The organism is Ralstonia sp. R-29, from assembly GCF_049913345.1.
GTDB lineage: Bacteria > Pseudomonadota > Gammaproteobacteria > Burkholderiales > Burkholderiaceae > Ralstonia.
In genome coordinates this window covers 838,025-864,898 of record NZ_CP184377.1, presented here as the reverse complement: position 1 = coordinate 864,898, position 26,874 = coordinate 838,025, and the positions used below count along the sequence as shown (strand labels likewise).

23 protein-coding genes are annotated in these 26,874 nt (G+C 64.8%); 14 read left to right on the top strand and 9 right to left on the bottom strand.

Annotation, left to right across the window (positions count from 1 at the left end; genetic code table 11):
• Positions 1-12: 12 nt before the first annotated feature.
• On the bottom strand, positions 13-900 hold the full coding sequence (locus ACN9M1_RS04095; RefSeq protein ID WP_426397615.1) for a substrate-binding periplasmic protein: 888 nt from the start codon (positions 898-900) through the stop codon (positions 13-15).
• Positions 901-968: 68 nt separating this feature from the next.
• Positions 969-1,457 (bottom strand): cytochrome c-550 PedF, encoded by a 489-nt coding sequence (pedF, locus tag ACN9M1_RS04090; RefSeq protein ID WP_426397614.1) that lies wholly within the window; start codon positions 1,455-1,457, stop codon positions 969-971.
• A 270-nt stretch (positions 1,458-1,727) separates the two neighbouring features.
• On the opposite strand from pedF, the gene ACN9M1_RS04085 reads away from it, so the two are divergent.
• Positions 1,728-3,758 carry a sigma-54-dependent Fis family transcriptional regulator gene (locus tag ACN9M1_RS04085; RefSeq protein ID WP_426397612.1) on the top strand — a complete coding sequence of 677 codons (2,031 nt, stop codon included), beginning with the start codon at positions 1,728-1,730 and terminating at the stop codon, positions 3,756-3,758.
• Here ACN9M1_RS04085 and ACN9M1_RS04080 read toward each other — a convergent pair.
• A complete protein-coding gene (locus ACN9M1_RS04080) occupies positions 3,741-4,688 on the bottom strand; it encodes an alpha/beta fold hydrolase (RefSeq protein ID WP_426397610.1) in 948 nt (315 codons plus the stop codon). The genes ACN9M1_RS04085 and ACN9M1_RS04080 overlap by 18 nt on opposite strands.
• A 106-nt stretch (positions 4,689-4,794) precedes the next feature.
• Between ACN9M1_RS04080 and pqqA the strand changes: the two genes are divergently transcribed.
• The 5 genes from pqqA (at position 4,795) to pqqE (ending at position 8,336) form a co-directional block, all read left to right on the top strand.
• Complete coding sequence (gene pqqA, locus ACN9M1_RS04075; RefSeq protein ID WP_012355514.1) at positions 4,795-4,869, top strand: pyrroloquinoline quinone precursor peptide PqqA; 75 nt, start codon at positions 4,795-4,797, stop codon at positions 4,867-4,869.
• A gap of 415 nt (positions 4,870-5,284) precedes the next feature.
• Positions 5,285-6,202 (top strand): pyrroloquinoline quinone biosynthesis protein PqqB, encoded by a 918-nt coding sequence (gene pqqB, locus ACN9M1_RS04070; RefSeq protein ID WP_426397608.1) that lies wholly within the window; start codon positions 5,285-5,287, stop codon positions 6,200-6,202.
• Positions 6,199-6,909 carry a pyrroloquinoline-quinone synthase PqqC gene (gene pqqC, locus ACN9M1_RS04065; RefSeq protein WP_426397607.1) on the top strand — a complete coding sequence of 237 codons (711 nt, stop codon included), beginning with the start codon at positions 6,199-6,201 and terminating at the stop codon, positions 6,907-6,909. The genes pqqB and pqqC overlap by 4 nt, the downstream gene beginning before the upstream one ends.
• Positions 6,890-7,162 (top strand): pyrroloquinoline quinone biosynthesis peptide chaperone PqqD, encoded by a 273-nt coding sequence (gene pqqD, locus ACN9M1_RS04060; RefSeq protein WP_426397605.1) that lies wholly within the window; start codon positions 6,890-6,892, stop codon positions 7,160-7,162. The genes pqqC and pqqD overlap by 20 nt, the downstream gene beginning before the upstream one ends.
• A complete protein-coding gene (gene pqqE, locus ACN9M1_RS04055) occupies positions 7,134-8,336 on the top strand; it encodes a pyrroloquinoline quinone biosynthesis protein PqqE (protein ID WP_426397603.1) in 1,203 nt (400 codons plus the stop codon). Before pqqD ends, pqqE begins: the two co-directional genes overlap by 29 nt.
• Before the next feature lie 65 nt (positions 8,337-8,401).
• Here pqqE and ACN9M1_RS04050 read toward each other — a convergent pair whose 3' ends face one another.
• The 4 genes from ACN9M1_RS04050 to exaC all read right to left on the bottom strand — a co-directional run bounded on the left by ACN9M1_RS04050 (position 8,402) and on the right by exaC (position 14,731).
• Positions 8,402-8,719 (bottom strand): c-type cytochrome, encoded by a 318-nt coding sequence (locus tag ACN9M1_RS04050; RefSeq protein WP_426397601.1) that lies wholly within the window; start codon positions 8,717-8,719, stop codon positions 8,402-8,404.
• 100 nt (positions 8,720-8,819) lie between these two features.
• Complete coding sequence (locus tag ACN9M1_RS04045) at positions 8,820-10,574, bottom strand: PQQ-dependent methanol/ethanol family dehydrogenase (RefSeq protein WP_426397599.1); 1,755 nt, start codon at positions 10,572-10,574, stop codon at positions 8,820-8,822.
• Positions 10,575-10,793: 219 nt separating this feature from the next.
• Entirely contained in the window at positions 10,794-13,085 is a 2,292-nt protein-coding gene (locus tag ACN9M1_RS04040; RefSeq protein ID WP_426397597.1) for a TonB-dependent receptor, read from the bottom strand.
• A gap of 125 nt (positions 13,086-13,210) precedes the next feature.
• Entirely contained in the window at positions 13,211-14,731 is a 1,521-nt protein-coding gene (gene exaC, locus ACN9M1_RS04035; RefSeq protein WP_426397596.1) for an acetaldehyde dehydrogenase ExaC, read from the bottom strand.
• Between the two features lie 281 nt (positions 14,732-15,012).
• Between exaC and ACN9M1_RS04030 the strand changes: the two genes are divergently transcribed.
• From ACN9M1_RS04030 to ACN9M1_RS04015, 4 genes are all read left to right on the top strand, one after another.
• On the top strand, positions 15,013-15,810 hold the full coding sequence (locus ACN9M1_RS04030; RefSeq protein WP_426397594.1) for a quinoprotein dehydrogenase-associated SoxYZ-like carrier: 798 nt from the start codon (positions 15,013-15,015) through the stop codon (positions 15,808-15,810).
• Positions 15,807-16,745: a quinoprotein relay system zinc metallohydrolase 1 gene (locus tag ACN9M1_RS04025; RefSeq protein ID WP_426397592.1), complete on the top strand. Its 939-nt coding sequence runs from the start codon at positions 15,807-15,809 to the stop codon at positions 16,743-16,745. The genes ACN9M1_RS04030 and ACN9M1_RS04025 overlap by 4 nt, the downstream gene beginning before the upstream one ends.
• A 40-nt stretch (positions 16,746-16,785) precedes the next feature.
• Positions 16,786-17,715: an MBL fold metallo-hydrolase gene (locus ACN9M1_RS04020; protein ID WP_426397590.1), complete on the top strand. Its 930-nt coding sequence runs from the start codon at positions 16,786-16,788 to the stop codon at positions 17,713-17,715.
• Positions 17,716-17,961: 246 nt separating this feature from the next.
• Complete coding sequence (locus ACN9M1_RS04015; RefSeq protein ID WP_426397589.1) at positions 17,962-19,086, top strand: porin; 1,125 nt, start codon at positions 17,962-17,964, stop codon at positions 19,084-19,086.
• 76 nt (positions 19,087-19,162) lie between these two features.
• Here the strand turns inward: ACN9M1_RS04015 and ACN9M1_RS04010 are convergent, their stop codons facing one another.
• Both ACN9M1_RS04010 and ACN9M1_RS04005 read right to left on the bottom strand, forming a co-directional pair.
• Positions 19,163-20,227, bottom strand: a complete 1,065-nt coding sequence (locus ACN9M1_RS04010; protein ID WP_426397587.1) for a porin — start codon at positions 20,225-20,227, stop codon at positions 19,163-19,165.
• Between the two features lie 117 nt (positions 20,228-20,344).
• Entirely contained in the window at positions 20,345-22,240 is a 1,896-nt protein-coding gene (locus tag ACN9M1_RS04005) for a bifunctional sugar phosphate isomerase/epimerase/4-hydroxyphenylpyruvate dioxygenase family protein (protein ID WP_426397585.1), read from the bottom strand.
• Positions 22,241-22,379: 139 nt separating this feature from the next.
• On the opposite strand from ACN9M1_RS04005, the gene ACN9M1_RS04000 reads away from it, so the two are divergent.
• From ACN9M1_RS04000 to ACN9M1_RS03985, 4 genes are all read left to right on the top strand, one after another.
• Positions 22,380-23,147 (top strand): IclR family transcriptional regulator domain-containing protein, encoded by a 768-nt coding sequence (locus ACN9M1_RS04000; RefSeq protein ID WP_366171875.1) that lies wholly within the window; start codon positions 22,380-22,382, stop codon positions 23,145-23,147.
• 246 nt (positions 23,148-23,393) lie between these two features.
• Complete coding sequence (locus tag ACN9M1_RS03995) at positions 23,394-24,776, top strand: MFS transporter (RefSeq protein WP_426397574.1); 1,383 nt, start codon at positions 23,394-23,396, stop codon at positions 24,774-24,776.
• A gap of 17 nt (positions 24,777-24,793) precedes the next feature.
• Positions 24,794-25,627: a shikimate dehydrogenase family protein gene (locus ACN9M1_RS03990; protein WP_426397573.1), complete on the top strand. Its 834-nt coding sequence runs from the start codon at positions 24,794-24,796 to the stop codon at positions 25,625-25,627.
• Between the two features lie 39 nt (positions 25,628-25,666).
• Complete coding sequence (locus tag ACN9M1_RS03985) at positions 25,667-26,836, top strand: MFS transporter (RefSeq protein WP_426397572.1); 1,170 nt, start codon at positions 25,667-25,669, stop codon at positions 26,834-26,836.
• The last annotated feature ends 38 nt before the right edge of the window (positions 26,837-26,874 follow it).

The window sequence follows — 26,874 nt, the reverse complement described above, 5'->3', positions numbered from 1 at the left end:
ACCGGCGCCAACCTAAGGCGCCACCATCGATACCCCATACCGCGCGAAGATGCGCTGCAACTCGCCACTGGCACGCAGCGCGTTGAGCGCGTTGTCCAGCGCCTGTGCCAGCTCCGGCTGATCTGCCCTGACTGCCATGCCGATGGCCCATCCGTGCGCGGGCAGCAGCGGCGATTGAAGTTCCGTCGCCACAAAGCGCGTCGCAGGCACGCCCTTCGCCTTCAGCGCGCTTTCGTATTCGGAACGCATCACCATCACCGCCGCGACATCGCCGGCAAACAGCGCGCGCAGCGCATCGTCTGCGTGCGGGTAGATCTTCACCTTGTCGCGCAACACGCCTTGCGCACTGGAGAGCAACGCGTTGGCGCCGGCCGTGCCGCCTTCCGCGCCGGTCACCTGGCCGGTGAGGTCTTCAAAGCGGTTGACCTGATGGATGCGCGCCTGGTCATAGACCAGCACGAAGGTCTCGCGGTGGTAGGGCGCGAAGATCTGCACCTCGCGGTTCTGCCGGATGAAAGCCGGATCGACGGGCACATGCAGCATCACGTCGGCGGGGCCATAGCCGAGGTAGTGCCCGCGCCAGACCATGTTGCGCAGGTCGTCCGACACGCTATCGTCATCCGCATCGAATGGCAGCAGCGCGGGCGCGAGCCCCATCTGCTTGCTCAGCGCATTAGCCAGCGCCACGTCGATGCCGGTGAACTGACCGCCCACGTTGTCAGAGAACGGTGGCAAGCCCTTGTACAACGCAATCTTCAGACTGCCGGTCTGACGAATCTTTGCCATGTCGGCATGCGCGGGCATGGGTGCGGCGCCAAACAGCGCCACTGCCGCAGCGAGCAGAAAGGCGGCAAGGCGGCGGCCAATGCGGGCCGCGTCTGGCCAAGGGTGGGCGATCATGGAAACGCTCCTGATGGATAGGCGCGATAGGCCTGATAGACGTGATGGACTGAACGACAACCCGCGCGTTACTCCTGCACGCGGCGGGATTCCAGGTACGTCTTGATCGACCAGATGGCCTCCTGGCTCAGCACGCCTTCAAACGGCGGCATGTAGACGCGGCCATCGCGTGTGCGGCCCTTGCGGACGGTGACGGTCATGTACTGCGAGACCTCGGCAAAGCAGGCGTCCTGCTTCTTGCCGGCCGGCATCGTCATGCAATCGGTATCGAGCTTGCGCAGGTCGGGCGCAATTCCGCCGGAAATCGCCTCCAGCCCATGGCAGCGCGCGCAATTCTGGTTGAATGCCGACGAGCCAATGCGCAGCGCTTCGTCATGGTCCTTGCCGGGCGCGCGGTATGGATTGTCCTGACGCCATTCGCTGCCGAGTTGCGGTAAGGTGTGCGTGTCCACGGCTTGCGGGGTGACATCGCCGTGGGCGTTTGCGGTTGCGGGAAGTCCGCCGGCCATGACCGTGCAGACAGATAGCAGCGCAAAGAGGTTGCGGGGCAGTTTCACGAGTTGTCTCCTGTGTCGTTGAAATGTCTTTTGCGGGCATTTCTGCAAGAGCCATACCAAGAGCGGAACCTGCGCCAAATCAAAACGACATCCCCCGGGTCTGTTGACATGGTGGTGCGCCAAGACCTAGAAAAGGGTTCGGACGGTGCTCAGGAATGCAACACCCTGGCAAGCGTCTTGCTTCATGGCGCAACACTTCCGGTCCGCGCCTCAACAACGGCGAGCCGGGCGACCCGCGCATAGATCGCGGGCGACTTCAAGGAGACAACCATGATTCCCCACGCGGCAGCCGCCCTGGGCGCTTCCGAGAGTGCCCGCGCCTCGTCCTCTGCGTCCGGTGACGCCACGGACAACGATCAGCCAGGGTTGATTGCCCAATCGCACGAGCGCTCGAAATCGTATGGCCTGCGCCCCTACGAATCGCCCGACTTCTGCCCCGTGCAGCAAAGCGAGCTGAAAACACAGATCGAGCGCAGCCAGTCGCTGTTTGCGCACGCGCTGCCCGTGATGGAGACGCTCTACAGCCAGATCGTCAACACGCAGAGCATGGTGATCCTGACGGATACCTCCGGCCTGATCCTGCATTCGCTGGGCGATGACGATTTTCTGGCCAAGGCGAGCAAGGTGGCGCTGCAGCCGGGTGCGTCGTGGTCGGAAGAGAGCCGGGGCACCAACGCCATCGGCACGGCGCTGGCGGAGGCCCGGCCCACTCTGGTCCACGCCGCTGAACACTACTTGGAAGCCAACCGGTTTCTCACCTGCTCGTGCGCCCCCATCTTTGATCCGTATGGCAAGACGGTGGGCGCGCTGGATGTGACGGGGGATCATCGTGGCTTTCACAAGCACACCATGGCGCTGGTCCGCATGTCGGCGCAGATGATTGAGAACCAATTGTTCGCCAACACGTTTCAGGACGTGGTCTGCATTCACTTTCACTCGCGGCCCGAGTTCATCGGCACGCTGGTGGAAGGCATTGCGGCGTTCACGCCGGCCGGGCGTTTTCTGTCGGCCAACCGCAGCGGGGAGTTCCAGCTTGGACTGTCGAGCCGGGCGTTGCAGGCGCACACTTTTCCGTCGCTGTTCAACCTGTCGATGTCGCAGTTGATCGACACGGAGCGTGGCGCCCCGGCGGGCATCGTGCAGTTGCAGTTGCCCAGCGGCGTGAAGGTCTTCGCCCGCGTGGAATGGAAGCGGCAGGGTGCGATTGCACGCAGCGCCATCGGCAGCCCCATCGGAAACGACGGGGCTGGCGAGTCCTACGCGGCGCCGACCAGCCGCGCCTATATCGCCCCGCCCCGGCAAGCCGCCAGTCTGGACGCGCTGGACACGGGCGATGCGCAGATCAAGACCGTCATCGGCAAGGTGCGCAAGGTCATCGGTAAGGACATCACCGTGATGGTGTTGGGCGAAACCGGCACCGGCAAGGAACTGCTCGCCCGCGCCATCCATGCGGACAGCCCGCGCCACGCCGGCCCGTTCGTGGCCGTGAATTGCGCGTCGATTCCGGAAGCGCTGATCGAATCCGAGCTGTTCGGCTACGAGGAAGGCGCCTTTACCGGCGCCCGCAAGAAGGGCGGCATCGGCAAGATGGTGCTGGCCAACGGCGGCACGCTGTTCTTGGATGAGATTGGCGACATGCCGCTGCACCTGCAGGCCCGCCTGCTGCGCGCGCTGCAGGAGCGCGCGGTGTCGCCGCTGGGCAGCAACAAGCTGATCCAGGTGGATGTGGCCGTGGTGTGCGCGACCCACCGCAACATGCGCGAGATGGTGGCCAGCGGCCAGTTCCGCGAAGACCTGTACTACCGCCTGAACGGCCTTGTCGTGCGCCTGCCGGCGTTGCGCGAGCGCAGCGACCTGGATGCCGTGGCCAACCGGTTGCTGCGCCAGGAACACGCCGACGCCCCACCCATCAGCGAACCGGTGGCGCAGATGTTCCGCAGCTACCACTGGCCCGGCAACATCCGCCAACTCGGCAATCTGCTGCGCACCGCCCGGCTGATGGCCGAAGACGCACCGGAAATCACGGTGGAGCACTTGCCCGATGACTTTCTCGAAGACTGGCACGCGCGCCACAGCACCGCGCCGGTTGCGGACAGTGTGAACGCCGCACAGGCGCCACCCGCTCCGCCGGCAACGGACGCGGCACCCAAGCGGCTTGCCGACGTGGAAGCCATGACCATACTGGCGGCGGTGAAGGCGCATAACGGCAACATCTCGGCGGCCGCCAAGGCGCTGGGGATTTCACGCAATACCGTCTACCGCAAAATCGACGAAGCCGGCGGCCTACCGCGCGGGGATTGACCACGCTGCCGCGCGAATCGCATCGCGCAGCGCCTGGGCCATTTCGCCTGTCGCTAGGTGCCCGCCAGGCACCCACACCAGCCGCGCTTGCGGCATCAACGCCTGCAAGCGCAGCGCGTTATCGGATCGGCAAACGTTGTCTTGTCGCCCATGCAGCAGCGTTACCGGCAACCCGCTTGCGCCGATACGCACTGCCGCCCTGAGCAACGCTGCTTTCCCCAGCCCCGCCCTACCGACGAGGTAATGCGCCTGAAGCGCGTACTTGTGCAACAACGCCCTCTGCTGCGGCCACGTCTGGCGATTGCCTGCCAGTGGCAGACCGAGCAATCGACGCTCCGCCTGCTGCCATTGCGTGGCGATGTTCAATTTCTGAACAGGTGTACCAGCCTGCAACATGTCTGTTGCAACGAGCAGGCGCCCACGCGCCCCGGGGAAACCCGTGCCACGCCGATCGACGCCACGCAGCAGACCCCGCCCGGCGCCACGCGCATTGAAGAGGGCCTGCACGTCGTCGAAGCCGATCAGGAAGGTGCCTCGCAGCACCAGCGCCGCCACCGCGTCGGGAAACCGATCGGCATACGCCAACGCCAACGCTGCGCCCCACGACCCGCCGACCACGCCCCAGCGCGCAATGCCAAGCGTGGTGCGCAACTGCTCCAGATCCGCCAGGAGCGCCCCCACCGCATTGCGACGCCGAGACCCAGCCGGACGCGAGTGGCCGGCGCCGCGCTGGTCCGGCAACACCACGCGATGCCACAGCGGATCGAACCAATCAGCCATTGACGGACTGCACCCGCTGCCAGGGCCGCCATGCAGTACCACCCACGGTTCGCCGGTGCCTGGCCCGCACAGTCGCACATGCAAACGATGGCCATCGGGCGTGCGAAGACGCATGCAAGTCGACGTGTCTGGCCAGGCGGAAGTGGGCATGGATGTTGCCTTGATTGGCGTGCGGCTGCGTTCGGCAACACACCGGTGCCAGCCGCGCAATGACACACCACACTCACTAACTATGCCAACGCCTCAAGGAGGAGACATGACCTGGACCACGCCCGCCTACACCGAACTGCGCTTGGGTTTCGAGATCACGATGTACATCGCTAACCGCTGACATCGCGCAGCGGAACGCACCGTTCTCCTGGGCCCGCCTGCAGTTCACGGCGGGCTTCTTTTTTTCCGCCCTCCATTTCGCCCACAAGCTGGCCGGCTTCTTGCTCAATCCGGCCAACACGTTGGACTAGGGTCTGTTTGCATATGAAACGCACGCACGCGAGGGGCAGATGGGCCGCAGGGCTAGGCGTGGACGGCGCCGCTTGGTCGTTCCAAGCAAGCCGGCCACAACGACGCCATGCGGCCCATCTGCCCCTCGCCCTCCGGGTTGGCCCCGAATTTTTCCGATCCTGGGGCCATCTGCTTTGTCGGCGCGCCTTGCAAAGTAAACAACCCTTTGCGGCGGCGTCCTTCGCGCATCTGGCCCCCGCTCGAGCCAACGTGCGCGCGTTTCATATGCAAACAGACCCTTCATCATGACGATACTCAGGGTTCTTGGCTCAGCCGCTGGTGGCGGCTTCCCGCAGTGGAACTGCAACTGCCGCAACTGCGATGGCGTGCGGCGCGGCACGCTGCGCGCCACACCGCGCACGCAGTCGTCCATTGCGCTGGGCGATGACCACCACAACTGGATCATCGTCAACGCATCGCCCGACATCCTGGCGCAGCTGCGTGCGTCCCCTGCGCTGCAACCGGCGCGTGCGCCGCGCGATACGGGCATCGTCGGCGTGATTCTGATCGACGCACAGATCGACCACGTCACTGGCCTGCTGATGCTGCGTGAGCACCGGCAACCGCTGCCCGTCTATGCGTCAGCAGCGGTGCTCAGCGATTTGTCCACGGCGTTTCCGCTCACGCGCATGCTGTCGCACTACTGCGGGCTCGATACGCGCGCGCTTGCGTTGGATGGCTCCGCATTTGCGGTGCCACCGCTCGATGCCGTGGAGCTTACGGCGGTGCCGCTGGAAAGCAAGGCACCGCCCTACTCGCCCAGCCGCAACGCACACCGCATCGGCGACAACATCGGCCTGCGCATCGTCGATCGCAAGAGCGGGCGACGCGCCTTCTACGCACCGGGCCTCGCACGCATCGAATCGCACGTATTTGAAGAGCTGAGCACCGCCGATGTCGTACTCCTAGACGGCACCTGCTGGACCGACGACGAGATGCTGGCGCTCGGCTTCTCCACCAAGACCGCCGCCGACATGGGCCACCTGGCGCAGTCCGGCCCCGGCGGCATGATCGAAACGCTCGACCGGCTGCCGGCCGCGCGCAAGGTGCTCATCCACATCAACAACACCAACCCGATCCTCGATGAAGACTCGCCGCAACGCCGCGAGTTGGAAGCGCATGGCATCGAGGTGGCTTATGACGGCATGGAAATCTCGCTATGACACATCCTGTTGCCTGGACCGCCCAAGAGTTTGAAGCCCGACTGCGCGCCAAGCAGGCGGGCTATCACATCCACCACCCGTTCAACCTGCGCATGCGCGCGGGCGAATGCACGCCGGAAGAGATCCGCACCTGGGTGGCCAACCGCTTCTATTACCAGGTCAACATCCCGCTCAAGGATGCGGCCATCCTCTCCAATTGCCCCGACCGCGACACGCGCCGCGAGTGGATCGTCCGCATCCACGACCACGACGGCGATGACACCCGGCCCGGCGGCATCGAAAGCTGGGTGCGCCTGGGCGAAGCAGTGGGCCTGAAGCGCAGCGAGCTGTGGTCGCACCAGCATCTGTTGCCGGGCGTGCGCTTTGCCGTGGATGCGTATGTCAACTTTGCGCGCCGGGCGCCATGGCAGGAGGCGGTGTGCTCGTCGCTGACGGAGATGTTCGCGCCCGACATCCACAAGGAGCGGCTGGCCGGATGGCCCGAGCAGTATCCGTGGGTGCAGCCGGAAGGGCTGGCGTATTTCCGCTCGCGCATTCCGCTGGCCTCGCGCGATGTCGAACATGGCCTGCGCGTAACGCTCGATTACTTCCGCACGCCGGAGCAGCAGCAGCGCGCGCTGGACATCCTGCAGTTCAAGCTCGACATCCTCTGGTCGATCCTTGATGCCATTCAACAGGCCCACGCCCATGACCCCGTCCTTGCCTGATCCAAGCCACCCCACCCTGCACCGGACGTTCCGCCTGCAGTGGGAAGACGCGCAGCAGAGCTGGGTGCTGCTGTACCCCGAGGGCATGGTCACGCTCAACGACAGTGCTGCCGCGATCCTGCAGCGCTGCGATGGCGCCCACACCCTCGACATGCTGATCGACGATCTGCAATCCGCTTTTGGCGTGCAGGGCATCGCGCCGGAGGTCCACGCCTTTGTCAAACATGCACTCGAACGCGGCTGGCTCATTTAACGCCGAGTCGTTGCTCGTACCGGCGGAGCCGCCTGTTCCGGGCCCACCGCTGTGGCTGCTGGCGGAGCTGACGTACCGCTGCCCGCTGCATTGCCCGTTCTGCTCCAACCCGGTGGACTACACCCAGCACGACCGGGAACTGACCACCGAGCAATGGTGCGAGGTCTTCACGCAGGCGCGCGCGTTGGGCGCGGTGCAGCTTGGCTTGTCAGGCGGCGAGCCGCTGCTGCGCAAAGACCTGGAAGCGCTGGTCGCGCACGCGCACAAGCTGGGGTTCTACGTGAACCTGGTCACCTCGGGCATCGGCCTGACCGACGAGCGGCTTGGCGCATTGCGTGCGGCGGGGCTGGACCACATTCAACTGTCGTTCCAGGATTCCACACGCGAGCTCAACGATTTTCTGTCGAGCACGCGCACCTTCGAGCTGAAGCGCCGCGTGGCGGACCTCATCAAGGCGCATGGGTATCCGATGGTGATGAACTGCGTGATGCACCGGCACAACTTGCCGCACGTGGGCGCCATCATCGACATGGCGTTGGAGATCGGCGCGGAATATCTGGAACTGGCCAACACGCAGTACTACGGTTGGGCGTGGGAAAACCGCCTGGCGCTGATGCCCACCATCGAGCAGTTGCGCGAAGCCGAAGCCGTGGTGAATGACTACCGCGCGCGCATCGGCAAACGCTGCCAGTTGCTCTATGTGGTGCCGGACTACTTCGAGCAGCGCCCGAAGAAATGCATGAACGGCTGGGGCACGACCTTTCTGGGTGTCGCACCCGATGGCGTGGCGCTGCCCTGCCATTCCGCGCGCATGCTGCCGGGGTTGGACTTGCCCAACGTGCTGGACATGCCGCTGAAGACCATCTGGCAATCGAGCACGGCGTTTCAGCGCTATCGCGGCACGCAGTGGATGCCCGCCCCGTGCCAGTCCTGCGACTCGCGCGAGGCGGACTACGGTGGCTGTCGCTGCCAGTCATATCTGCTGACCGGCAATGCCGAACGCGCCGACCCTGTCTGCGGCAAATCGCCTGATCACAGCACGCTGCAGACCGTCGTCCTACAGGGCCGGCTCGCCGCCATGGACCGCTTCGGCCAACTGCGCGATCACCGCACCGACGAACTCTCGATCGTGTTCCGCACGGATGCCAACTCTCGACGCTTGACTTCGTCATAGCGCAAAAAAAAGGGCCGGTCATTGCCGGCCCTGTTCTTTTGTGCGCGGCCGCGCAAGACTCCGAATCAGCGGCTCAACACCCATGCCACGAGTTGCTGCGCCTCTTCTTCCTTGAGGTTCGGATGTGGCGGCATGGGAATACGGCCCCACACCCCCTTGCCACCCTCGCGCACTTTTTGTGCGAGCCGGGCCGGCGCGTCGGCGTCGCCTTTGTACTTGGCCGCCACATCGGCAAACGCTGGGCCGACGATCTTGTTCTGCACGCTGTGGCACGAAAAGCAGCCGCTCTTGTCCGCCAGGGCCTGCATGTCGGGCGCGGCATAGGCCGCCGTACTGATGGCCGTTGACGCCAGCGTCAACAGCAAAAACATTCCTTTACGCATGATGTCCTTCCAAACCTTCGTGATGCTGTCATCGGCCGTGCCGGGCGCCGCGCCGTTGGGGGCGCCGCGCCGTTGGGGACGCAGCCCGGCACGGTGCAACTTAGTTCTTGTGCAGCTTGAACACCCAGACCGAACCACCCTGCTCCAGGAAGTTCACGCGCTTGGCCACCTCACCGCCCCACAGTGGCACGGCACCACCCCAGCCGGAGACGACGGCCACGAACTGCTCGCCGCTGTCCTCCCACGTGACGGGCGGCGCGACGATGCCGCTGCCGGTTTGGAATTTCCACAGCTCCTTACCAGTCTTGGCGTCTGCCGCCTTCAGGTAACCCTCGGGCGTGCCCCAGAACACCAGGCCGCCGGCGGTCGTCATCACGCCACCCCACAGCGGCGCGCTGTTCTTGATCTCCCATTCCAGCTTGCCGGTCTTGGGGTTGATCGCGCGCAGTGAGCCGATGTAGTCCTCATTGAGCGGTTTGATGGTGAAGCCGGCACCCAGGTAAGCCGCGCCCTTCTTGTAGCTGATCGGCTCATTCCAGATGTCCATGCCCCACTCGTTGGAGGGCACGTAGAACAGGCCGGTCTGCGGGCTGTACGCCATCGGCATCTGGTTCTTGCCGCCAAGGAAGCCCGGCGCCGCAAACACCGACTGGCCCTTCTTGTCGTCGCCGGTTGCAGCGGCCGGGTCGCCCGGACGGTGGTCCGGCGAATAATTCGGGCGGCCCGTCTTCAGGTCGATGCTGGTCGCCCAGTTGACCTTCACAAAGGGGAACGCGTTGAGCAACTGGCCCGTCTTCGCGTCGTTCACGTAGAAGAAACCGTTGCGATCCGCCTTGGCGCCGACGCGCTTGCCGTCCATATCGAACGTAACGAACTCGTTCACGCCGTCGAAATCCCAGCCGTCGTTCGGGGTGTTCTGGTAGTGCCAGACGATCTTGCCGGTATCCGGGTCGATGGCGAGCGTGGACGACGAATACAGGTTGTCGCCCTTGCGGATGTGGCTGTTCCACGGGCCGGGGTTGCCGGTGCCGAAGTACACCAGGCCGGTCTGCGGGTCATACGTGCCGCCCAGCCACGTCGATGCGCCGCCGGTCTTCCACGTCTCGCCGGGCCAGCTGGCATTGAGCGTGCCGGTGATGCCGTTCTCGGTCTTGTTGCCGTCCTTGTCGTACTTGTAGCCCATGTGGCCTTCGACGGTCGGGCGGGTCCAGAGCAGCTCGCCGGTCTTGGCGTCGCGGGCTTCCACGCGGCCCACCACACCAAATTCGCCACCGGACACACCCGTCAGCACCATGCCCTTCACGATCAGCGGCGCGGCGGTGTACGAATAGCCGGCGGCGTAGTCATCGATCTTCTCTTTCCAGACCACCTTGCCGGTGTCCTGGTTGAGCGCGACAAGCTGCGCATCGAGGGTGCCGAAGATGACGAGGTTGTCGTACAGTGCCGCGCCGCGGTTCACCACATCGCAGCACGGCATGATGGCGTCGGGCAGACGCTGCTCGTACTTCCAAAGCTTCTGCCCCGTCTTCAGGTCGATCGCGTAGATGCGCGAGTACGACGCGGTGACGAACATCTTGCCGTTGTAGATGAGCGGCTGGGCTTCCTGCCCGCGCTGCTTCTCGCCGCCAAACGAGAACGACCACGCCGGCACGAGCCGGTTGACGTTCTTCGTGTTGATCTTGGTGAGTCCCGAAAACCGCTGGCCTTGCGTCCCCATACCCCAGGTCAGCACGTCGCCAGAAGACTTGGCGTCGTTCTGGATCATGGCGTCTGTCACAGGGGGCGTTGCTGCGGTGGCGGTGAGCGTTGCCGTCAGGCTTGCCGCCGCCAGCGTGATCACGCGTAGTGTCCTCATCGTTGTCTCCTACCTCTCTGTTGTTGTCAAACTCCGCTGATGCGACAGTCGCACCGCACGGCTCCTTGGCAAGTCCCATGCCATCTGGCAAACGCAGAGGCACCGCGGCATCGCGCGCGTTTGCGCGCTGTGTTGTGCTTCACGCCGCAACACATCCCTGTTCGGTTGCGAAAAAATGGAGCAGCCAGGTCAGGCCGCGCCAATGCCCGATTGCCATACCTATTGCCAGGCATACCGCACCCCCACCCACACGCTGCGCGGCGCACCCGGCGCAACAAATTGCGCATTGATCGGGTTGGTGCCGTTGAAGGTATTGTTCGGCCCCGTAAAGGCATTCGCGCCCAGCACGCCAAAGCTCTGGTAGCGGCGGTTGAACAGGTTCGACACCGTGGCGAACACCTGCAATTGCTTGGTGACTTGGTACGTCGTATCCAGATCAGCAAGGAAGTAGCCGGAGAGCTTGCCGTTGGCATCGGCGTTGTTCTCATCGCCGCGCGCGTAGATGCTGCCGCGCCAGATCAGGTTGGTGCCGATCTTCCACTTGGGCGTAGCGGCGTAGTCGAGCCGCAGCTTGATCGTGCTTTCTGGAATGCCAGGGATGCGGTCTCCAGACTTGATGTGGATGTTGCCGTTCGCATCTGCGCTGGAGTTGCTGGGGCTGTGTTCGGTCCAGTCGGAGCGATAGGTCGCGTTGACATAGCTGTAGCTCGCGCTGACGCCCACGGGCCCGACTTGCATGTGGGCCGCCAGTTCAAAGCCCTGCCGGCGCGTACGGCCCACGTTTTGGAAGAAGCCCAGCGTGCTGGCCGCGCCCGCGCTCACGAACTGGATGTCGTCGTTGAGCGTGGTGCTGTAGACGGCGGCGCTCCACGTCGTGGCCTCACCCACGCGGCCGCGCATGCCAGCTTCGAACGTCTTGGAGATGACGGGCTTGAGCGGCGGATCGGCAATGAAGTTGTTCGGCAACGAACACGGCGCGGCGGGGTCCGCACACGCCAGCTCGATGGCGGTGGGCGCGCGCATGCCTTCGTTGTACGTCGCGTAGATGGTCAGCTTTGGCGTCGGGTTCCAGTTCAGCCCGATGGCCGGATTGAAGCGCGAGAACGTGTGATCGCCGTCGAGCAGCGGCTGCGCACCGCTGGCATCGCGGATGACCGCGCGCGCCCAGTTGTAGCGGCCCGCCAGCGTGAGCGTCCATTGCTTGCTGAGCGACAGCGTGTCGTTGAAGTACACACCGAGGTTGCCGTTGCGCGTCTTCGCGTTAGTGGTTTGCGTAAAACCTCCGATGCCGACCGACGCGCGCGCATCGGTAAAGAAAGCGTCCTGCGCGCCCTGCGTAAAACCGGAGTTGGCAAAGTCCGCAGCAGCGCCCACCACGAGCTGATTCTCCATGCCGGCGAGGGCGCTCATGCGCGTCAGTTGCACGCTGGCGCCATAGCTGTCAGTGGAGATGACGGACTGCGCGTTGTGCGACTGCACCGTATCGACATTGCCATTCGCATCCACGCTGCCGAAGTCCTCGTTGACGTTGCTGCTGAGGTTGGCGTTGCGGAAATGGCGGTAGTAGACGTTGCCGCTCAGTTGCAGATCGTCGTTGAGGAAGTGGTCGCCTGACAGCGTGATGTACGCCGTGCTGTTCTTGTTCGTGTCGGGAAATGTATACGCCTGCGCCGGGTTGCTAAGGAACGAACGCGGAAGCGTCTGGCTGCCCTGCAGCGTGTTGTCAGCCCCGCCCACCGACAGCGACAGCGTGGTATCTGCGCTGGTGTAGCGCAGCTTGCCGAATGCCTGGCGCACGCGGCTGGCGTTGTGGTCGGCCCAGCCGTTGTCGTTCAGGGCACTGGCGCTGACGTAGTAATCCAGGTTGGCGCCAATCGTGCGGCCCTGCTCAGCCTGCGCAGACTTGCGGCCCCATGAACCACCGGACACTTCCGCCGAACCGCCCGGGTTCTGCTTGCCGTTCTTGGTGACAATGGTGATGGCACCGCCCAGCGTGTTGAGCCCATAGGTCGGGTTCGAACCCGGGATCAACTGGATGGTGTCGATCGCCAGGCGGGGGATCAGGTCCCAGTTCACCACGTCGCCGAAGGGCTCGTTGGCGCGCACGCCATCCACGAATACCGATAAGCCTTGCGGCGTGCCCAACACGGGCGATGCGGTAAAGCCGCGATAGTGGAGGTCCGTCTGATACGGGTTGCCCTGCACCTCGTTGATATCGACGCTGGGCAGGTTCTTTTCGAAATCGTCGGTGAGCACCGTGCGGTGCTGGCTGCGCAAATCGCTGCCACGCAGCGTCTGCACATTGGCGGAGACCTGCGACAGCGGCGTGCCAATGCCAAGCAGCGGCGTGGTGCCGATGACCGTGGTCGTGGCAAGCATCAGGCGAGCGTCGGCATCAGCGGGTGCCGTCTGCGCGTGCGCGCAAAGCGGGCTGCAGGCCAGCGCACTCGCGTAACACAGGCGCAGCACGGCCTGATACGTCCGGCGCTGCGGCACGTTGGGACGGCACATAGCCGTGTCTCCGAATGATTTTTTTGACCCAGGTTCTTTGACCTGTGGATCAGCGGGCAGGCGCGCGGTTGTCGCGGTTGTCGATCGCCACGCGCCTGCTGCCTTTGCTGCAGACAGCTACACCATCAGAAGAAGCCCAGCGGGTTGACGTCGTAGCTCACCAGCAGGTTCTTGGTCTGCTGGTAGTGGTCGAGCATCATCTTGTGGGTCTCGCGACCCACGCCCGACTTCTTGTAGCCGCCGAATGCCGCGTGCGCCGGATACAGGTGGTAGCAGTTCGTCCACACACGGCCCGCCTTGATGGCGCGGCCGACGCGGTACGCGCGGTTGATGTCGCGCGTCCACAGGCCGGCGCCCAGACCGTACTCGGTGTCGTTGGCGATCTGGATGGCCTGCGCTTCGTCCTTGAACGTCGTCACGGCAATCACCGGGCCGAAGATCTCTTCCTGGAACACGCGCATGCTGTTGTTGCCCTTGAGCAGCGTCGGCTTGATGTAGTAGCCCTTCGACAGATTGCCGGGCAGCACTTCCACATCGCCGCCGACCAGGCATTCGGCACCCTCTTCCTGCGCGATTTCCAGATAGCTGCGGATCTTGTAGAACTGCTGCTCCGAGGCTTGCGCGCCAACCATCGTTTCCGTGTCGAGCGGGTCACCGCGCTTGATGGCAGCCACCTTGGTCAACACGGCATCCATGAAGCGGCTGTAGATCGATTCCTGCACCAGCGCGCGCGAGGGGCACGTGCACACCTCGCCCTGGTTGAAGAAGCCGAGTACCAGCCCTTCAGCCGCCTTTTCGATAAAGCTCGACTCGGCCTGCATGATGTCTTCGAAGTAGATGTTGGGCGACTTGCCGCCCAGCTCCACCGTCGACGGGATGATGTTTTCGGCCGCGCACTTCAGGATGTGCGAGCCCACCGGCGTGGAGCCTGTGAAGGCGATCTTGGCGATGCGTTTGCTGGTGGCCAGAGCCTCGCCAGCTTCCTTGCCGTAGCCGTGCACAACGTTGAGCACGCCAGCCGGCAGCAGGTCGCCAATCAGCTCCAGCAGCACGTTGATGCCCAGCGGCGTCTGCTCCGCGGGCTTGAGCACGATGCAGTTGCCGGCGGCCAGCGCGGGGGCCAGCTTCCATGCGGCCATCAGCAGCGGGAAATTCCACGGGATGATCTGACCCACCACGCCCAGCGGCTCGTGGATGTGATACGCCACGGTGAATTCGTTGATCTCCGCAGCGGAACCCTCTTGTGCGCGGATGCAGCCGGCGAAGTAGCGGAAGTGATCGGCCGCCAGCGGGATATCGGCGTTCAGCGTTTCGCGCACGGGCTTGCCGTTGTCCCACGTTTCGGTCACGGCCAGCAGCTCAAGGTTCTGCTCGATGCGGTCGGCAATCTTGAGCAGGACCAGCGAGCGGTCCTGCGCCGAGGTGCGGCCCCATGCGTCGGCGGCGGCGTGGGCGGCGTCGAGCGCGCGCTCGATATCTTCAGCCGTCGAGCGCGGGAACTCGGCAATCGCCTCGCCCGTCACCGGTGTGGTGTTGGTGAAGTACTGGCCCTTGACCGGCGCAACGAACTCGCCGCCGATGAAGTTGCCGTAGCGCGGCTTGAACGAAACGATGGCGCCGGGTGTGCCGGGATGAGCGTAACGCATGGGGTGTCTCCTGATGTATGAGTGATGACGTCAGCGTTGCTGTGTGCGGTGTGCGCTGTGTCCGTGCAGACTCTGCAAAAGGCGGGCCATCCCAAGATGTGGGGGCGCTGAGCGCCGGGCAATCGCCGTTCTGCCTTGTGCGCCCGTGGTGGTGTTCCAGAATGCAACACTCACTGTTCCAAAGCGCAACGCTCAAACCGCTTGCGCACCGGTTCTGGAGCACGCGCCGCGTGGCATGACTTTCGCAATGCCACCGGTTGCCCAGAACCTACAAGAACACAATGAGACCGGCGTATCCCCATGCCACAGCCTTCGCGCGTGGCTGTGCCATTGCGGCACTTGTCGTTGCTTGGCTGCCATCGCCCACACGGGCTGAGCCCAACGCTGACCCAGCAGGCTCGCCGCTGTGGCCGGCCATCCATCAGGAATTTCTGGGCAATGCGCCGGCCATGTTCGATAACCGTGTCCACGTGACCGGACCAGCGTTTGCCGAAGACGCCATGCAAGTGCCGATTGCCTTCGATGCCTCGGCGCTCGGCAAGGTGGAACGCATCGTTGTGGCAGTGGACCGCAACCCGATCCGCCTGGTGCTGGCGTTCGAGCCGATGCGCGCGCGGCCGGCGTTGTCGTTCCGCTTCAAGCTGCAGGAGGCATCGGCGGTGCGCGTGGCGGCGCGCACGCCCGATGGCATCTGGCATATCGGCACGTTGATAGTGGATGCCACCGGCGGCGGCTGCACGCTGCCAGGGGCCACGCGTCGGAACGCCACCTGGAGCACCACGCTGAACCGGGTCGAATCGCGCGTGTTTCCGGGCTTCAACGGAGCGGGCACGCGCATCCGGTTGCGGGTGATGCACCCGATGGATACGGGTCTCGTCGCCGGCATTCCGTCGTTCCATATTGAACGGCTGGAACTGCTGGATGCGAACCGTCAGCCTCTGCTTCGGCTGGCGCTGCACGAACCCGTGGCGGAGAACCCGATCTTCTCGTTCGACTTTGATGGCCCAGCCGAACGCGGCGTCTCGGTGGCGGGCGTCGACAACAATGGCAACCGCATCCGCGCGCAGGTGACGCCATGAACCGCATGCGTGTTCTGTGGCTATGCCTCTTCGTGCTGCCGCTCGGCGTGCTGGCCGAAAGCCTGGATTACTACCTCGTGCCGCGCCAGGTGGCACCGGACGTCTGGGTGCTCGAAGGTGCCAATGCCGATTTCGGGCCCGGCAACGGCTGCAACATCATCAACACCGGTTTCATTGATACGGGCGATGGCGTGCTCGTCATCAACACGGGGCCGTCTGCGCTGTACGGCGCGCAGCAGCGCCGCGCCATCGGCCAGGTCACGTCGTCACCGGTACGCTGGGTGTTCAACCTGAACCTGCATCCGGATTACTTCTTCGGCAACCAGGCCTATGCAGATGTTGGCGCGCAAGCGCTGCCGGGCACCATCGCCGGGGCGCAGCAGGAAGGCGCCGCGTATGCCGACAACCTCTACCGCCTGTGCGGCGACTGGATGCGGGACACCGTGCCCACGCCGCCCAATCAACCGTTGACGCCTGGGCAGCGCATCTTTGGCCGCCATCGCATCGATCTCATCCGCCTCGATGGCCATACGGCCGACGACCTCGTGCTGGTGGACCGCACCAGTGACGTGGTGTTTGCGGGCGGCATCGCGTTTCGTGATCGGATTCCCACCACGCCACATGCGGACATCGCGCGTTGGCTCGCCAGCCTGGACGCACTTCAGGGCATCGTTGCGCAGAGCGGTGCGCGGGTGCTGATCCCGAGCCACGGCCCCGCGCTGGGCCACGCGGATGCCATCGCGCAAACGCGACAGTATCTGCTGTGGCTGGACACACGGCTGCGGCGCGCGGCGGAAGAAGGGCGCGATCTGGCGGAGGTACTCGCGATGCCGGTAGCGCCCGAGTACGCCCGCTGGGGCGGCATGCCCGCCGAGTACGTACGCAATGTCACGCGCTTCTACCCGCGCTATGAAAGCGCAGCGCTGGCCCGCTGACATGGCCGAGGCGCGTGCTCGTCGGCAGTGGATGCGGCTGATGTTTGCCCTCACCGTCAACCCAGCGCTGACCACCGTCGCCACACCTGCGCGTGTGTCGCTGGTGCGGCTGCAAGACGGCCTGTACGCAGCGCGCGCCGACAATGCCGAAGCTGCCCGCATCAATGCCGGTGAAGTCGTTCCGACGCTGGTGCACGTCACCGGCAATGGCGTGCTGGTGGTGGACCCAGGGCCGCACCTCCATTGGGGCGATCGCTTGATTGCCGCCATCCGCAACCTCACCGCCGAGCCGATCCGCTGGGTGGTCAACACCCACGCGCACCCTGAGCACGTGCTGGCCAACGCTGCGTTTGGGCGGCTGCAGCCACGCCCGGCGTTTCTGGCGTCGGTTGCCACCGCCAACCTCATGCGGCAGCGTTGCGACAGCTGCCTCGCGCGCCTGACCCGCATGCTCGGCGAAGGCGCGATGCGCGGCACCGAGATCGTCATTCCCGAACCCGCACTGCGCGACGGCGATTGGCTGCACACCGGCAAGACGGCGTGGCAGGTGCACATCCACCCGGCGGCGCATAGTGCGTCCGATACGACGCTGTATGCGCCGCAGCGTCGTGTGCTGTGCGCAGGTGGGTTGGCGTATCGGCAGCGCGTGCCCGATCTGCAGGAGGGTTCGCTGCTTGGCTGGCGGCAAGCGCTGCGGGCCCTCGCGCAGTTGCCGGTCGACATCGTTGTCGCCACGGCCATCGGCACGCCCGCGCAGATGCTGCAACCCACGCTGTCGTATCTCGATGCCCTCAACACGTCGATTGCCCATGCTGTCGAGACGGGCGGCGACGGCGCTCACGCGCTCGCCTACGCCCCAGGCCTCGCCTATCGCGACTGGCGCAACTTCCACCCCCGGCATGCGCTGAACGTAGCGCACGCCTGGCGCGAACTGGAAGACCGCTGGATGGAGAACGCACCGCTGAAGTAGGCGCTGCACGCGCTGCTCCATTGCGGAACAGCCATCGAGACACCTGTTGCACCGAGTGTTGCGTCTCACCACACCGCCAGCATCCCGCCCTCAGCGCGCAAACGTTATTCAAAACGCTGCAACGCCAGCAAACGCACGGCAATCGGTTGCGAACGCGATGGTATGCATATTGCGCTGCCGCGCCCGGTCCGTGCCCAATCTGCCGGACCGATGACACGACAACCACAAAGACAATACGGAGACGACATGCAGAGCAAACACCTTCGCGGCGCGTTCCTGGTGGCGAGCCTGGGCTGCGCGGCAAGCGGCGCCCTGGCGCAGTCCTCAGTCACGATCTACGGCACGATCGACGCCGGGCTGCAATACCGCAACCACAGCGCCGACAACACCGGCAGCCTGACAGAGATGCGCTCCGGCGGCATCAGCCCGAGCATCTGGGGCCTCAAGGGCACGGAAGACCTGGGCGGCGGGCTGAAAGCCACCTTCAACCTCGAAGGGCATTACAGCAGCGACACGGGCACGCTCACCACCGGCCCGGGCTTCAGCTCGGAACTCTTCCGCCGGCAGGCGAACGTGGGCCTGAGCGGCAACTGGGGCACCGTCACACTGGGCCGCCAGTACAGCCCGGCACTCATCGGCACCATCGGCACCGAAGCGCGCGGCTTCAAGGAGCAGTTCTCCAACCTGTTCGGCTGGGCGTACAACCAATTGGCCGCACCGGCCAATGCCTTGGGTGCCGGCACCAACGCCGGCAACGACATCGGCGTGTTCACGGCCAACACAGTGCAGTACTCGAACAACTTCGGGCCGGTGTGGCTGGGCGTGGCGTACTCGCTGGGTGAGGCGGCAGGCAGCTTCAAGAAGGGCAACGAGGTTTCGCTGGGAGCCACGTACACCGGGCCTGTGGTGGTCGGCCTGGGCTATCAGTCGATGGCGGACAGCAACACGGGCGAGACGCTCAGCCGCCTGTGGAGCGCCGGCGTGGCCGTACCGTTCAACGCCTTCACGGGCAGGCTCAACTTCATTGGCGTGACCAACAATGCGCCGAGCGGTGCGCGCGTGTCCGACGTCAAGTCGATCGGCGCGGGGCTCGACTACAAATGGAGCGCGAGCAACACCGCCACGCTCGCGGGCTACTACAGCAAGTACGAAAGCAGCGCGCACAATAGCTCGACCAAATCGATCGTGCTGAGCAACGATTACGCGTTCTCCAAGCGCACCACGCTGTATGCGCAACTGGTGTACGCAGATGCGGGTGCCGTGGGCGCGGCCGATCCGCTGGAAAACCTCAAGACCACCATTGTGGCGGGCGGCACGGCACCGGGCATGAAGACGGTGCTGGCCGGTGTTGGGCTGAAGCATTCGTTCTGATGTTCTGATCCGCATCAAAGCAAAAGCCCCTCGACCTTGAAGCCGAGGGGCTTTGCACACCCAACCACCCTAGAACTTAGAACTTGTGGCGCACACCCAGCATCACGCCCAATCGCGAGTTGTTGCCATACGTGTTGCCCGAGTTGTTGAACGCGGCCGCGCTGTTCAACGCCACCCACGCGCCTTGCAGGTGCGTGTAGTCGATTTCGGCATACACATCCGTGCGCTTGCTGAACGCGTAGTCGAGCATGCCGGCGCTGGTCACGCGCTTGCCGCTGTTGCCGAGGTGTTTCATCCAGTCGTATTGCACCGTGCCGATGAAGCTCAACGCGCCACTCAGCGGCACCTTTGCGCCAACGTAAGCGGCCTGGTTCTTGTAGTCGGCCACGTCGAGTCGGCTGTTGGTGTAGCCCAGGTACCACGTGGCAATGGACGACTCCAGCTTGCCGCCGAAGCCCCACACCGTCTGCTTGCTGGCCAATGCTGCCGGCACCGCGCCAAAGAACGCCGAAGACACATCCCGCGTCACCTGGTACACCGCGCCCACTTCCGCCGGCCCCATGCTGTAGACGATGGAGCCCGCGCCCGCCGAGCTCTTGCTGAAGCTGCCCGCCGCCTCGCCAAACGTCCATGCGCCGGCCAGTTGCAGCCCGCCGAATGATTTGATGTACTTGACCGTGTTGTCATAGCGCAAGCCGGTGTAGTTGCCGCCCTGGTAGCCCACGATGGAGTTGTTGGCAAACGCCATCGCCTCGTACGACGACAACACTTCGTGCGCCAGCGTGTACTGCCGGCCGAGGTAGAGCTTGCCGTAGTCGCTCTCCAGGCCCACCACGGCCGTGCGGCCAAACAAGCGCCCGCCTTGCTGGCTGTTGCCGGTATCGGGCGAAAAACCCGACTCCAGAATGAACATGGCCTTGGTGCCACCACCCAGGTCTTCGGTGCCGCGCAAGCCCCAGCGGCTGCCGGTGAGCACACCGTCGGTCATCTGCAGGTTGTGGTTGCCGGCAGCGTTTTCATGCGTGCTGTAGCGGATCGTCGTGTCGATCAGCCCGTAAAGCGTGACACCGCTCGTGGCTTGCGCTGCGGCCGGCAGGCTCGTGGCGCCGAGCACCAGTGCGGCCAGTGTTGATTTGTTCATGATTCCTCCGTCTCCTCTTTTGATGTCGTGGAGTTGCCTGTGCGACGGCTGCCCGCGCAGCCGGGTTGCGTTGAAGCGGCCCACGGCTGCACCGGCCGGGGTCGCCCGTGATGGTGGTTACCGGTCTGCCGTGGTGGCGCTGCGGCTCAGCTGCGCTTGCACGGCCATGCGCACGGCCGCATTGGCCGCGCCGTAACCGAGGTAACCGTTGCGTTGTACGAGTTCGAAGAAGAAGCGCTCGCGAAAGGGTTCGGTGTAGGTGTGCAAAAAATCGCCGTGCGCGTCGCGGTCATAGAGCAGGCCGTCGTCGTGCAGGCGTGTGAGCAGCGCGTCGTCCAGCCCAAGGCGGGCGGCGACATCGTCGTAGTAGTTTTCGGGCACGTGCTGCAGGCGAGCGCCGGCTCGATCGATGGCTTCGATGGTCTCGAACAGCCGCTCCGTGCGGAACGCAACGTGATGCACCCCGGAACCGGCGTACGCGGTAATGAACCGCCCGGTCGCCGTACGCCCGCTTTCCGACACGTTGAGCGGAATCCGCACGTTGCGGTCTGCGCTCACCATGGCGCGGCTTTTCACCAAGCCATACGGGTCTGCAATCTCCTGCACCGCCTCGGCCTGCATGCCGAAGATGGCGCGGTAGAACAGCACAAAGCTGTCGAGCCGATGTGCGGGCAGCGCCTGCGCTACGTGGTCGATGGAAACGAGGCCGGTGGCATCCGCTTGCGCAGTGGGCTGCAAAACGAAATCGCTTTCGTAGATGCTGCGGTCCGCATTGCGATCGTCGATCAGGTAGAGCAGCGTGCCATCAGGCGCACGCAGCGCGGGGATGCTGCGCTCGCTGGGCCCTACCGGCCCGCGCCACTCCTGGCAGCACAGCGCCCGGGCGCGTTCCATCGCGCGTTCGGCATCGTCCACCTTCAGGCCAATCGCGCAGACAGACGGGCCATGCAGCTCGAAATGCTCCGACGCCGCGCTGTCCTGCTCCATGTTCAGGATCACGTTGACGTGGCCCTGCCGATACAGGTCCACCGCCTTGGAGCGATGGTGCCCGGCGAAGGCAAACCCGAGCGCACGCAAGAGCGCCTCCAGCTCGCGCCCGGCGGTCGCATCCACGGCAAACTCAAGGAAGTCCACGCCGTCAAAGCGCGCGGGCGCCGGCAGCGCTACCGCGCCGGCTTCCGATTCCAGCCACACGAGCGATCGCATACCGTCCTGCGCCGTCGGCCGGGCGGGCGCGGAGCGGAACTCATCGTTGAACACTTCGAGCGACAGCGGGCCGGTGTAGCCGACATCAAGCAAGGTGCGCGCAAATTCCGTGACGGGCAGGTCGCCCTGGCCCGGAAAGTTACGGTGATGGCGGCTCCACGACAGCACATCCATCGACAGCTTGGGCGCATCGGCAAGCTGCACGAAGAAGAGCTTGTCCGCCGGCACGTCGTGCAACCCATCCAGCGTGTCGCCCAGCGACAGGGTATGGAAGCTGTCGAGAATCAGCCCCAGCGAGGGGTGATCCGCCTGCTTCACGATCTGCCACGCCTGGCGCCAGGTCCGCGTATGCCTACCCCAGGCCAGCGCTTCATAACCCACGCGCACGCCACGCGGGGCCGCAAGCTCGGCCATCTGGCGCAGATCGTCTGCCGCGCGTGCGGGGTCGTCCACGGAGATGTCCTGCACATTGCTGCAGACGAGGATGTCCTGCACACCCAGCTGCGCCATGACGTCGAACTTGCGCTCGGCGCGCGCCAGGTTGCGGGCAAGCTGCTCGCGCGGCATCGCCTCGAAATCACGAAACGGCTGGTACAGCATGATCGCCAGCCCCAGGTCGGATGCCATCTGGCGCACGCTGGCCGGCGAGCCGTCGAAATTCAGCAGGTCGTTCTCGAAGATCTCGACGCCGTCAAACCCGGCAGCGGCAGCGGCTTCCAGCTTCTCGGGCAGCGTGCCGGACAGGCACACGGTGGCGATGCATTTAGGACGGGGTCCCAGCTTGAGCGAACTCAGGGGCGAATTCATGGCGATGCGGTGACGCGGCGTTCAATCGATGCCCGCAGCGTAGGTGGGCACCCCGTTCACCCACAAGCGTCATTCGCGCAACAACGTGCGATGATCGTACAATCACGCGCACATATCGTTCGTTTCTAGGGTTATCGCCATGAAGAAAGAACCGTTGGATCGGCGCGACTGGATTGCCGGCTTGGAAAAAGGGCTCGCCATCCTGGAGGCGTTCGACCATGAACACCCCCGGCTGACACCTACCCAGGCCGCCGAGCTGACCGGCCTCACCCGCACCGCCGCGCGCCGCTATCTGCTGACTCTGGAACACCTCGGCTACCTCACCAGCGAAGGCACGCTCTTCAGCCTGACGCCGCGCGTGCTGAAGGTGGGCTGGTCGTACTTCGATTCCGCCCGGCTGCCGCGCACGGTGCAGCCGTTCCTGCAGCAGGTAACGGCCGCCGTGGGCGAGGTGGCCTACCTCAGCGTGCTCGACGATTGGGAACTGGTGTTTATCTCGCGCACCAGCACGAGCCGCGTCATGAGCACAGGCTTCGTGCTGGGCGCCCGCGTGCCGGCACCGCTGGCGTCGGCCGGCGTGTTGATGCTAGCCGCACAGCCAGAAGAAGACGTCAAAACCTGGCTCGAAACCTGTGTGCTGACGCCCTATACGCCCTACACGATCCTGCAGCGCGAACGCCTGCTCGATGAGATCCGCAAGGCCGGCCGCCAGGACTACGCCGTGGTTGAGCAGCAATTGCAGATCGGCGTGCGCGGCGTGGCCGTGCCGCTGCGCGATCGCCACGGCAACGTCGTGGCGGCATTGAGCGTGAACATGCAGATCGGCGAAGAAACCAGCGAGCAGGCCGTGCAGCGCGTGCTACGGGTGCTGCAAGACACGGCGCTTTCGATCATGCGGGTCTTGTAATCGACTGCGCACCCCCAACCCCGGCCAGCCGCCTCCCCTTTTTCACAGCCCGGACTCGGAAGACTCGGAAAAACCCTTGAGTCGTGCGTTATTCGCACAGCGTTGTGCGATCATCGATCAATACCCGCCGCGATTCGCTTGTGCCCCCTTGGGTGCCGGACTACGCTGCGGTGCGTGTAACAGACACAGAGACACAGACGGCCCTTCAACACCGATAGGCCGCACAGATACCACTTGGAGACCACCATGACGGCAGCCGCCCACGAGCCCCAGGGCAAGCATCAGTCGAAGAAAGCCGCCGCCAGCGGCTGGATCGGCTCGGCGCTCGAGTACTACGACTTCTTCATCTACGCCACCGCAGCGGCGCTGATCTTCCCGCAGATCTTCTTTCCGAAGGGCGATCCGAAGACAGCCATCATCGCTTCGTTGGCGACGTACGGCGTAGGCTATGTCGCTCGGCCGATCGGCGCGTTCGTACTGGGGCATCTGGGCGACACGCACGGGCGCAAGAACGTGCTGCTGTGGTGCATGTTCCTGATGGGCATCTCGACGATCGGCGTGGGCCTGCTGCCGACCTACGATCAAGTCGGCCTGCTGGCGCCGACGCTGCTGGTCGTCATGCGCTTGATCCAGGGCTTTGCCGTGGCCGGTGAAATCTCCGGCGCCAGCTCGATGATCCTGGAGCACGCACCGTTTGGCCGACGCGGATTCTTTGCCAGCTTTACGCTGCAAGGCGTGCAGGCGGGCCAGATTCTGGCGGCCGCCGTATTCCTGCCGCTGGCGCACTACATGCCCGTCGAACAGTTCAACAGCTGGGGCTGGCGCATTCCGTTCCTGCTGAGCTTCGTGGTCATCATCGCCGGCTATGTCATTCGCCGCGAGGTGCACGAAACGCCGGCCTTTACCGCCGAGCAAAAGCAACAGGGCCGCCCCCGCTCCCCGGTGCTCGACGCCTTCAAGTACAGCTCGCCCGACATGCTGCGCGTGGTCTGCATGGCGCTGATGAACGTCATTCCGGTGGTGGCGACCATCTTCGGCGCGGCCTATGCGGTGCAGCCGGCCTACGGCATCGGCTTCGCCAAGGACATCTATCTGTGGATTCCGGTGGTGGGCAATATCGTTGCCGTGCTGGTGATTCCGTATGTGGGTGACCTGTCTGACCGCATCGGCCGCAAGCCGCCGATCATCATTGGCTCGCTGTTGGCCGGCTTGCTCGCGTTTGGCTATCTGTACGCCATCAGCATCAAGAACGTGCCGCTGGCCTTTGGCATGTCGATCCTGATGTGGGGCGTGGTCTATCAGGGCTACAACGCGGTGTTCCCGAGCTTCTACCCCGAGCTGTTCCCGACCCGCACCCGTGTGTCGGCAATGGCGATTTCGCAGAACGTCGGCACCGCTATCACCGCCATGCTGCCGGCCCTCTTCACGGCTGTCGCGCCCCCCGGATCCGCCAACATCTGGCTGACCGTCGGTGCCATCGCCTTTGGCGTGACGGTGGTCGCAGCCGTGGCCGCACTCAGCGCCCGCGAAACCTACCGCATCCACATGGACGACCTGGGCCAGCCGACCGCGCAGCCCGTCGACAAAGCCGAATACGCCCGCCAACGGGCCGGAGCCCTGGCCGCCTGAAACCACACGCAGAACCCATGATCTCTGGAAAAACCACCCTCATCGCCCACATCGGCTATCCGACGGAGACCTTCAAGTCGCCGATGATCTACAACCCCTGGTTCGAGTCGAAGGGCATCGACGCCGTTGTCATGCCCATGGGGGTCAAGGCCGAGGACTACGCGCAGAGCTTTCCTGCCATCTGCCGCTTCACCAACCTGCGCGGCGCGCTGGTCACCATGCCGCACAAGGTGACCACGGTGGACATGGTGGATGAAGTCACGCCCGCCGTGCGCATTGCCGGCGCGTGCAACGCGGTACTCAAGCGCGAGGACGGCACGCTGCTGGGCGACCAGTTTGATGGCGCCGGCTTCGTGCGCGGCGTGTTGCGCAAGGGGCGGCAGCTTGCGGGCGCACGCGTGCTGCTCTCGGGCGCAGGTGGTGTGGGTTCGGCCATTGCCGCATCGCTGGCGGCGGCAGGCGTGGGCGAACTGGCCTTGTATGACACCCGTGCCGCGTCTGCGGAATCGTTGGCACAACGCCTGCGCACGTACTACCCCGAGTTGGTCGTGCGCACGGGTTCGAACGACCCGGATGGCTTCGATGTGGTCGTCAACGCCACGCCGGTCGGCATGAAGGAAGATGACCCCCTGCCCTTTGACGTGTCGCGCATCGCCCCAAGCTGCTTCGTCGGGGAGGTGGTCATGAAGGCCGAATACACGCCGCTGCTGCGCGCCGTCCGCGACAAGGGCTGCGAGGTGCAGGTCGGCACCGACATGCTGTTTGAGATGATTCCCGCCTATCTCGAATTCTTCGGCTTCGGCACCGCTACGGCGGAGGAACTCAGGCACACTGCCGCCATTGCATATTGAGCCATTGCCAACCGAGCACTTGGCGTTGCCTGATCACCGATGATTCGCCGCCCGCTGAGCTTTGCCCTGCTGCTGCCGCTGCTGCTCTCGGCGCAGCCGGTGGCGACTGACAGCTACCTTCCCGCCTTACCCGCCATTGCGCAGGCATTGGGCTCGGCCAGCACCAGCCTCACGGTGTTCGCACTCGCCTTTGGTATTGGGCAATTGCCGATGGGCAGCCTGGCCGACCGCTTCGGGCGCCGGCACGTGCTGCTGGTGGGGCTAGCCTGCTACGCCATCGCCGCGCTGGCCGGCGCACTGGCTGTGAGCGCCGCCATGCTGACTGCCGCACGCGCCCTGCAAGGCTTTTCCATGGCGGCCATCCTGGTGTGCGCGCGTGCCGCGGTGCGCGATCTCCACCCTGCCCGCGATGGCCCACACGTCATGGCGCGGGGCCTCACCGGCCTGGGCTTTGTCGCATTGGTGGCGCCGATACTCGGCGCCTTTGTCGCTCAGCATGCCGGCTGGCGCTGGGTGCTCGCATGCATGAGCCTGTACGCCATCGTGCTGTGGGTCATGTGCTGGCGCGGCTTTGCCGAAACCAAGCAGGCGCACCCGCAGCAGGCCGGCGGCGTACGCGAGATTTTTGCCAGCGCGGAATTTCGCCGCTGGGCGCTGGTGGCCGCCACCACCTACGCCGGCATCTTCTGCTTTCTGCTGCTCTCGCCGATGGTCTATATCGGCTATCTGGGCCTCTCCCCCGCGTTGTACGGTTGGATACCCGCCGGCGGTTCGCTCGTCTACATCGTCAGCACCACCGTCTGCCGGCGTCTGTTGCGGCGCCAGAGCCTCGTGCGCACCGTGCAGCAAGGCGCCACGCTCAGTCTGTGCGGTGCGGGCATTCAGGGATTGGGGTGCTGGCTCCTGCCCGGCGAGGCATGGCCGCTGCTGCTCGGGCACGGCGTGTACTGCATGGGGCACGGCATCCACCAGCCGTGCGGGCAGGCTGGCGCCGTCAGCGATTTGCCACACCTGGCCGGGCGCGCTGTGTCATGGTCGGGCTTCATCATGATGCTGGCGGCGTTCTGCTTGGGGCAGACCGCAGCGGCATTTGACGATGCATCGCACAGCCTCGGTGCCTGGCCGATGGTCGTGCCGATGATCATCGCGGGCACTGCGCTGGTCTATATCGCCTTCTTCAGACTGCCGAAACTGCGGACTGCGGCTTAGCAAGGTCGCCGCACCCGGCGCGTCTGATGCGCGGGGCC

Bases quoted from the DNA above. Each gene is read 5' to 3' on its own strand.
- pqqC (WP_426397607.1), top strand. From the start codon at position 6,199: ATGACACATCCTGTTGCCTGGACCGCCCAAGAGTTTGAAGCCCGACTG.
- ACN9M1_RS04080 (WP_426397610.1), bottom strand. From the start codon at position 4,688: ATGCCCACTTCCGCCTGGCCAGACACGTCGACTTGCATGCGTCTTCGC.
- ACN9M1_RS04030 (WP_426397594.1), top strand. From the start codon at position 15,013: ATGAGACCGGCGTATCCCCATGCCACAGCCTTCGCGCGTGGCTGTGCC.
- ACN9M1_RS04000 (WP_366171875.1), top strand. From the start codon at position 22,380: ATGAAGAAAGAACCGTTGGATCGGCGCGACTGGATTGCCGGCTTGGAA.
- ACN9M1_RS04005 (WP_426397585.1), bottom strand. From the start codon at position 22,240: ATGAATTCGCCCCTGAGTTCGCTCAAGCTGGGACCCCGTCCTAAATGC.
- ACN9M1_RS04010 (WP_426397587.1), bottom strand. From the start codon at position 20,227: ATGAACAAATCAACACTGGCCGCACTGGTGCTCGGCGCCACGAGCCTG.
- ACN9M1_RS04025 (WP_426397592.1), top strand. From the start codon at position 15,807: ATGAACCGCATGCGTGTTCTGTGGCTATGCCTCTTCGTGCTGCCGCTC.
- ACN9M1_RS04015 (WP_426397589.1), top strand. From the start codon at position 17,962: ATGCAGAGCAAACACCTTCGCGGCGCGTTCCTGGTGGCGAGCCTGGGC.
- ACN9M1_RS04045 (WP_426397599.1), bottom strand. From the start codon at position 10,574: ATGAGGACACTACGCGTGATCACGCTGGCGGCGGCAAGCCTGACGGCA.
- pqqE (WP_426397603.1), top strand. From the start codon at position 7,134: ATGCACTCGAACGCGGCTGGCTCATTTAACGCCGAGTCGTTGCTCGTA.
- pqqD (WP_426397605.1), top strand. From the start codon at position 6,890: ATGACCCCGTCCTTGCCTGATCCAAGCCACCCCACCCTGCACCGGACG.
- ACN9M1_RS04085 (WP_426397612.1), top strand. From the start codon at position 1,728: ATGATTCCCCACGCGGCAGCCGCCCTGGGCGCTTCCGAGAGTGCCCGC.
- ACN9M1_RS03990 (WP_426397573.1), top strand. From the start codon at position 24,794: ATGATCTCTGGAAAAACCACCCTCATCGCCCACATCGGCTATCCGACG.
- ACN9M1_RS04040 (WP_426397597.1), bottom strand. From the start codon at position 13,085: ATGTGCCGTCCCAACGTGCCGCAGCGCCGGACGTATCAGGCCGTGCTG.
- ACN9M1_RS03985 (WP_426397572.1), top strand. From the start codon at position 25,667: ATGATTCGCCGCCCGCTGAGCTTTGCCCTGCTGCTGCCGCTGCTGCTC.
- pqqB (WP_426397608.1), top strand. From the start codon at position 5,285: ATGACGATACTCAGGGTTCTTGGCTCAGCCGCTGGTGGCGGCTTCCCG.
- ACN9M1_RS04095 (WP_426397615.1), bottom strand. From the start codon at position 900: ATGATCGCCCACCCTTGGCCAGACGCGGCCCGCATTGGCCGCCGCCTT.
- exaC (WP_426397596.1), bottom strand. From the start codon at position 14,731: ATGCGTTACGCTCATCCCGGCACACCCGGCGCCATCGTTTCGTTCAAG.
- ACN9M1_RS04050 (WP_426397601.1), bottom strand. From the start codon at position 8,719: ATGCGTAAAGGAATGTTTTTGCTGTTGACGCTGGCGTCAACGGCCATC.
- ACN9M1_RS03995 (WP_426397574.1), top strand. From the start codon at position 23,394: ATGACGGCAGCCGCCCACGAGCCCCAGGGCAAGCATCAGTCGAAGAAA.
- ACN9M1_RS04020 (WP_426397590.1), top strand. From the start codon at position 16,786: ATGTTTGCCCTCACCGTCAACCCAGCGCTGACCACCGTCGCCACACCT.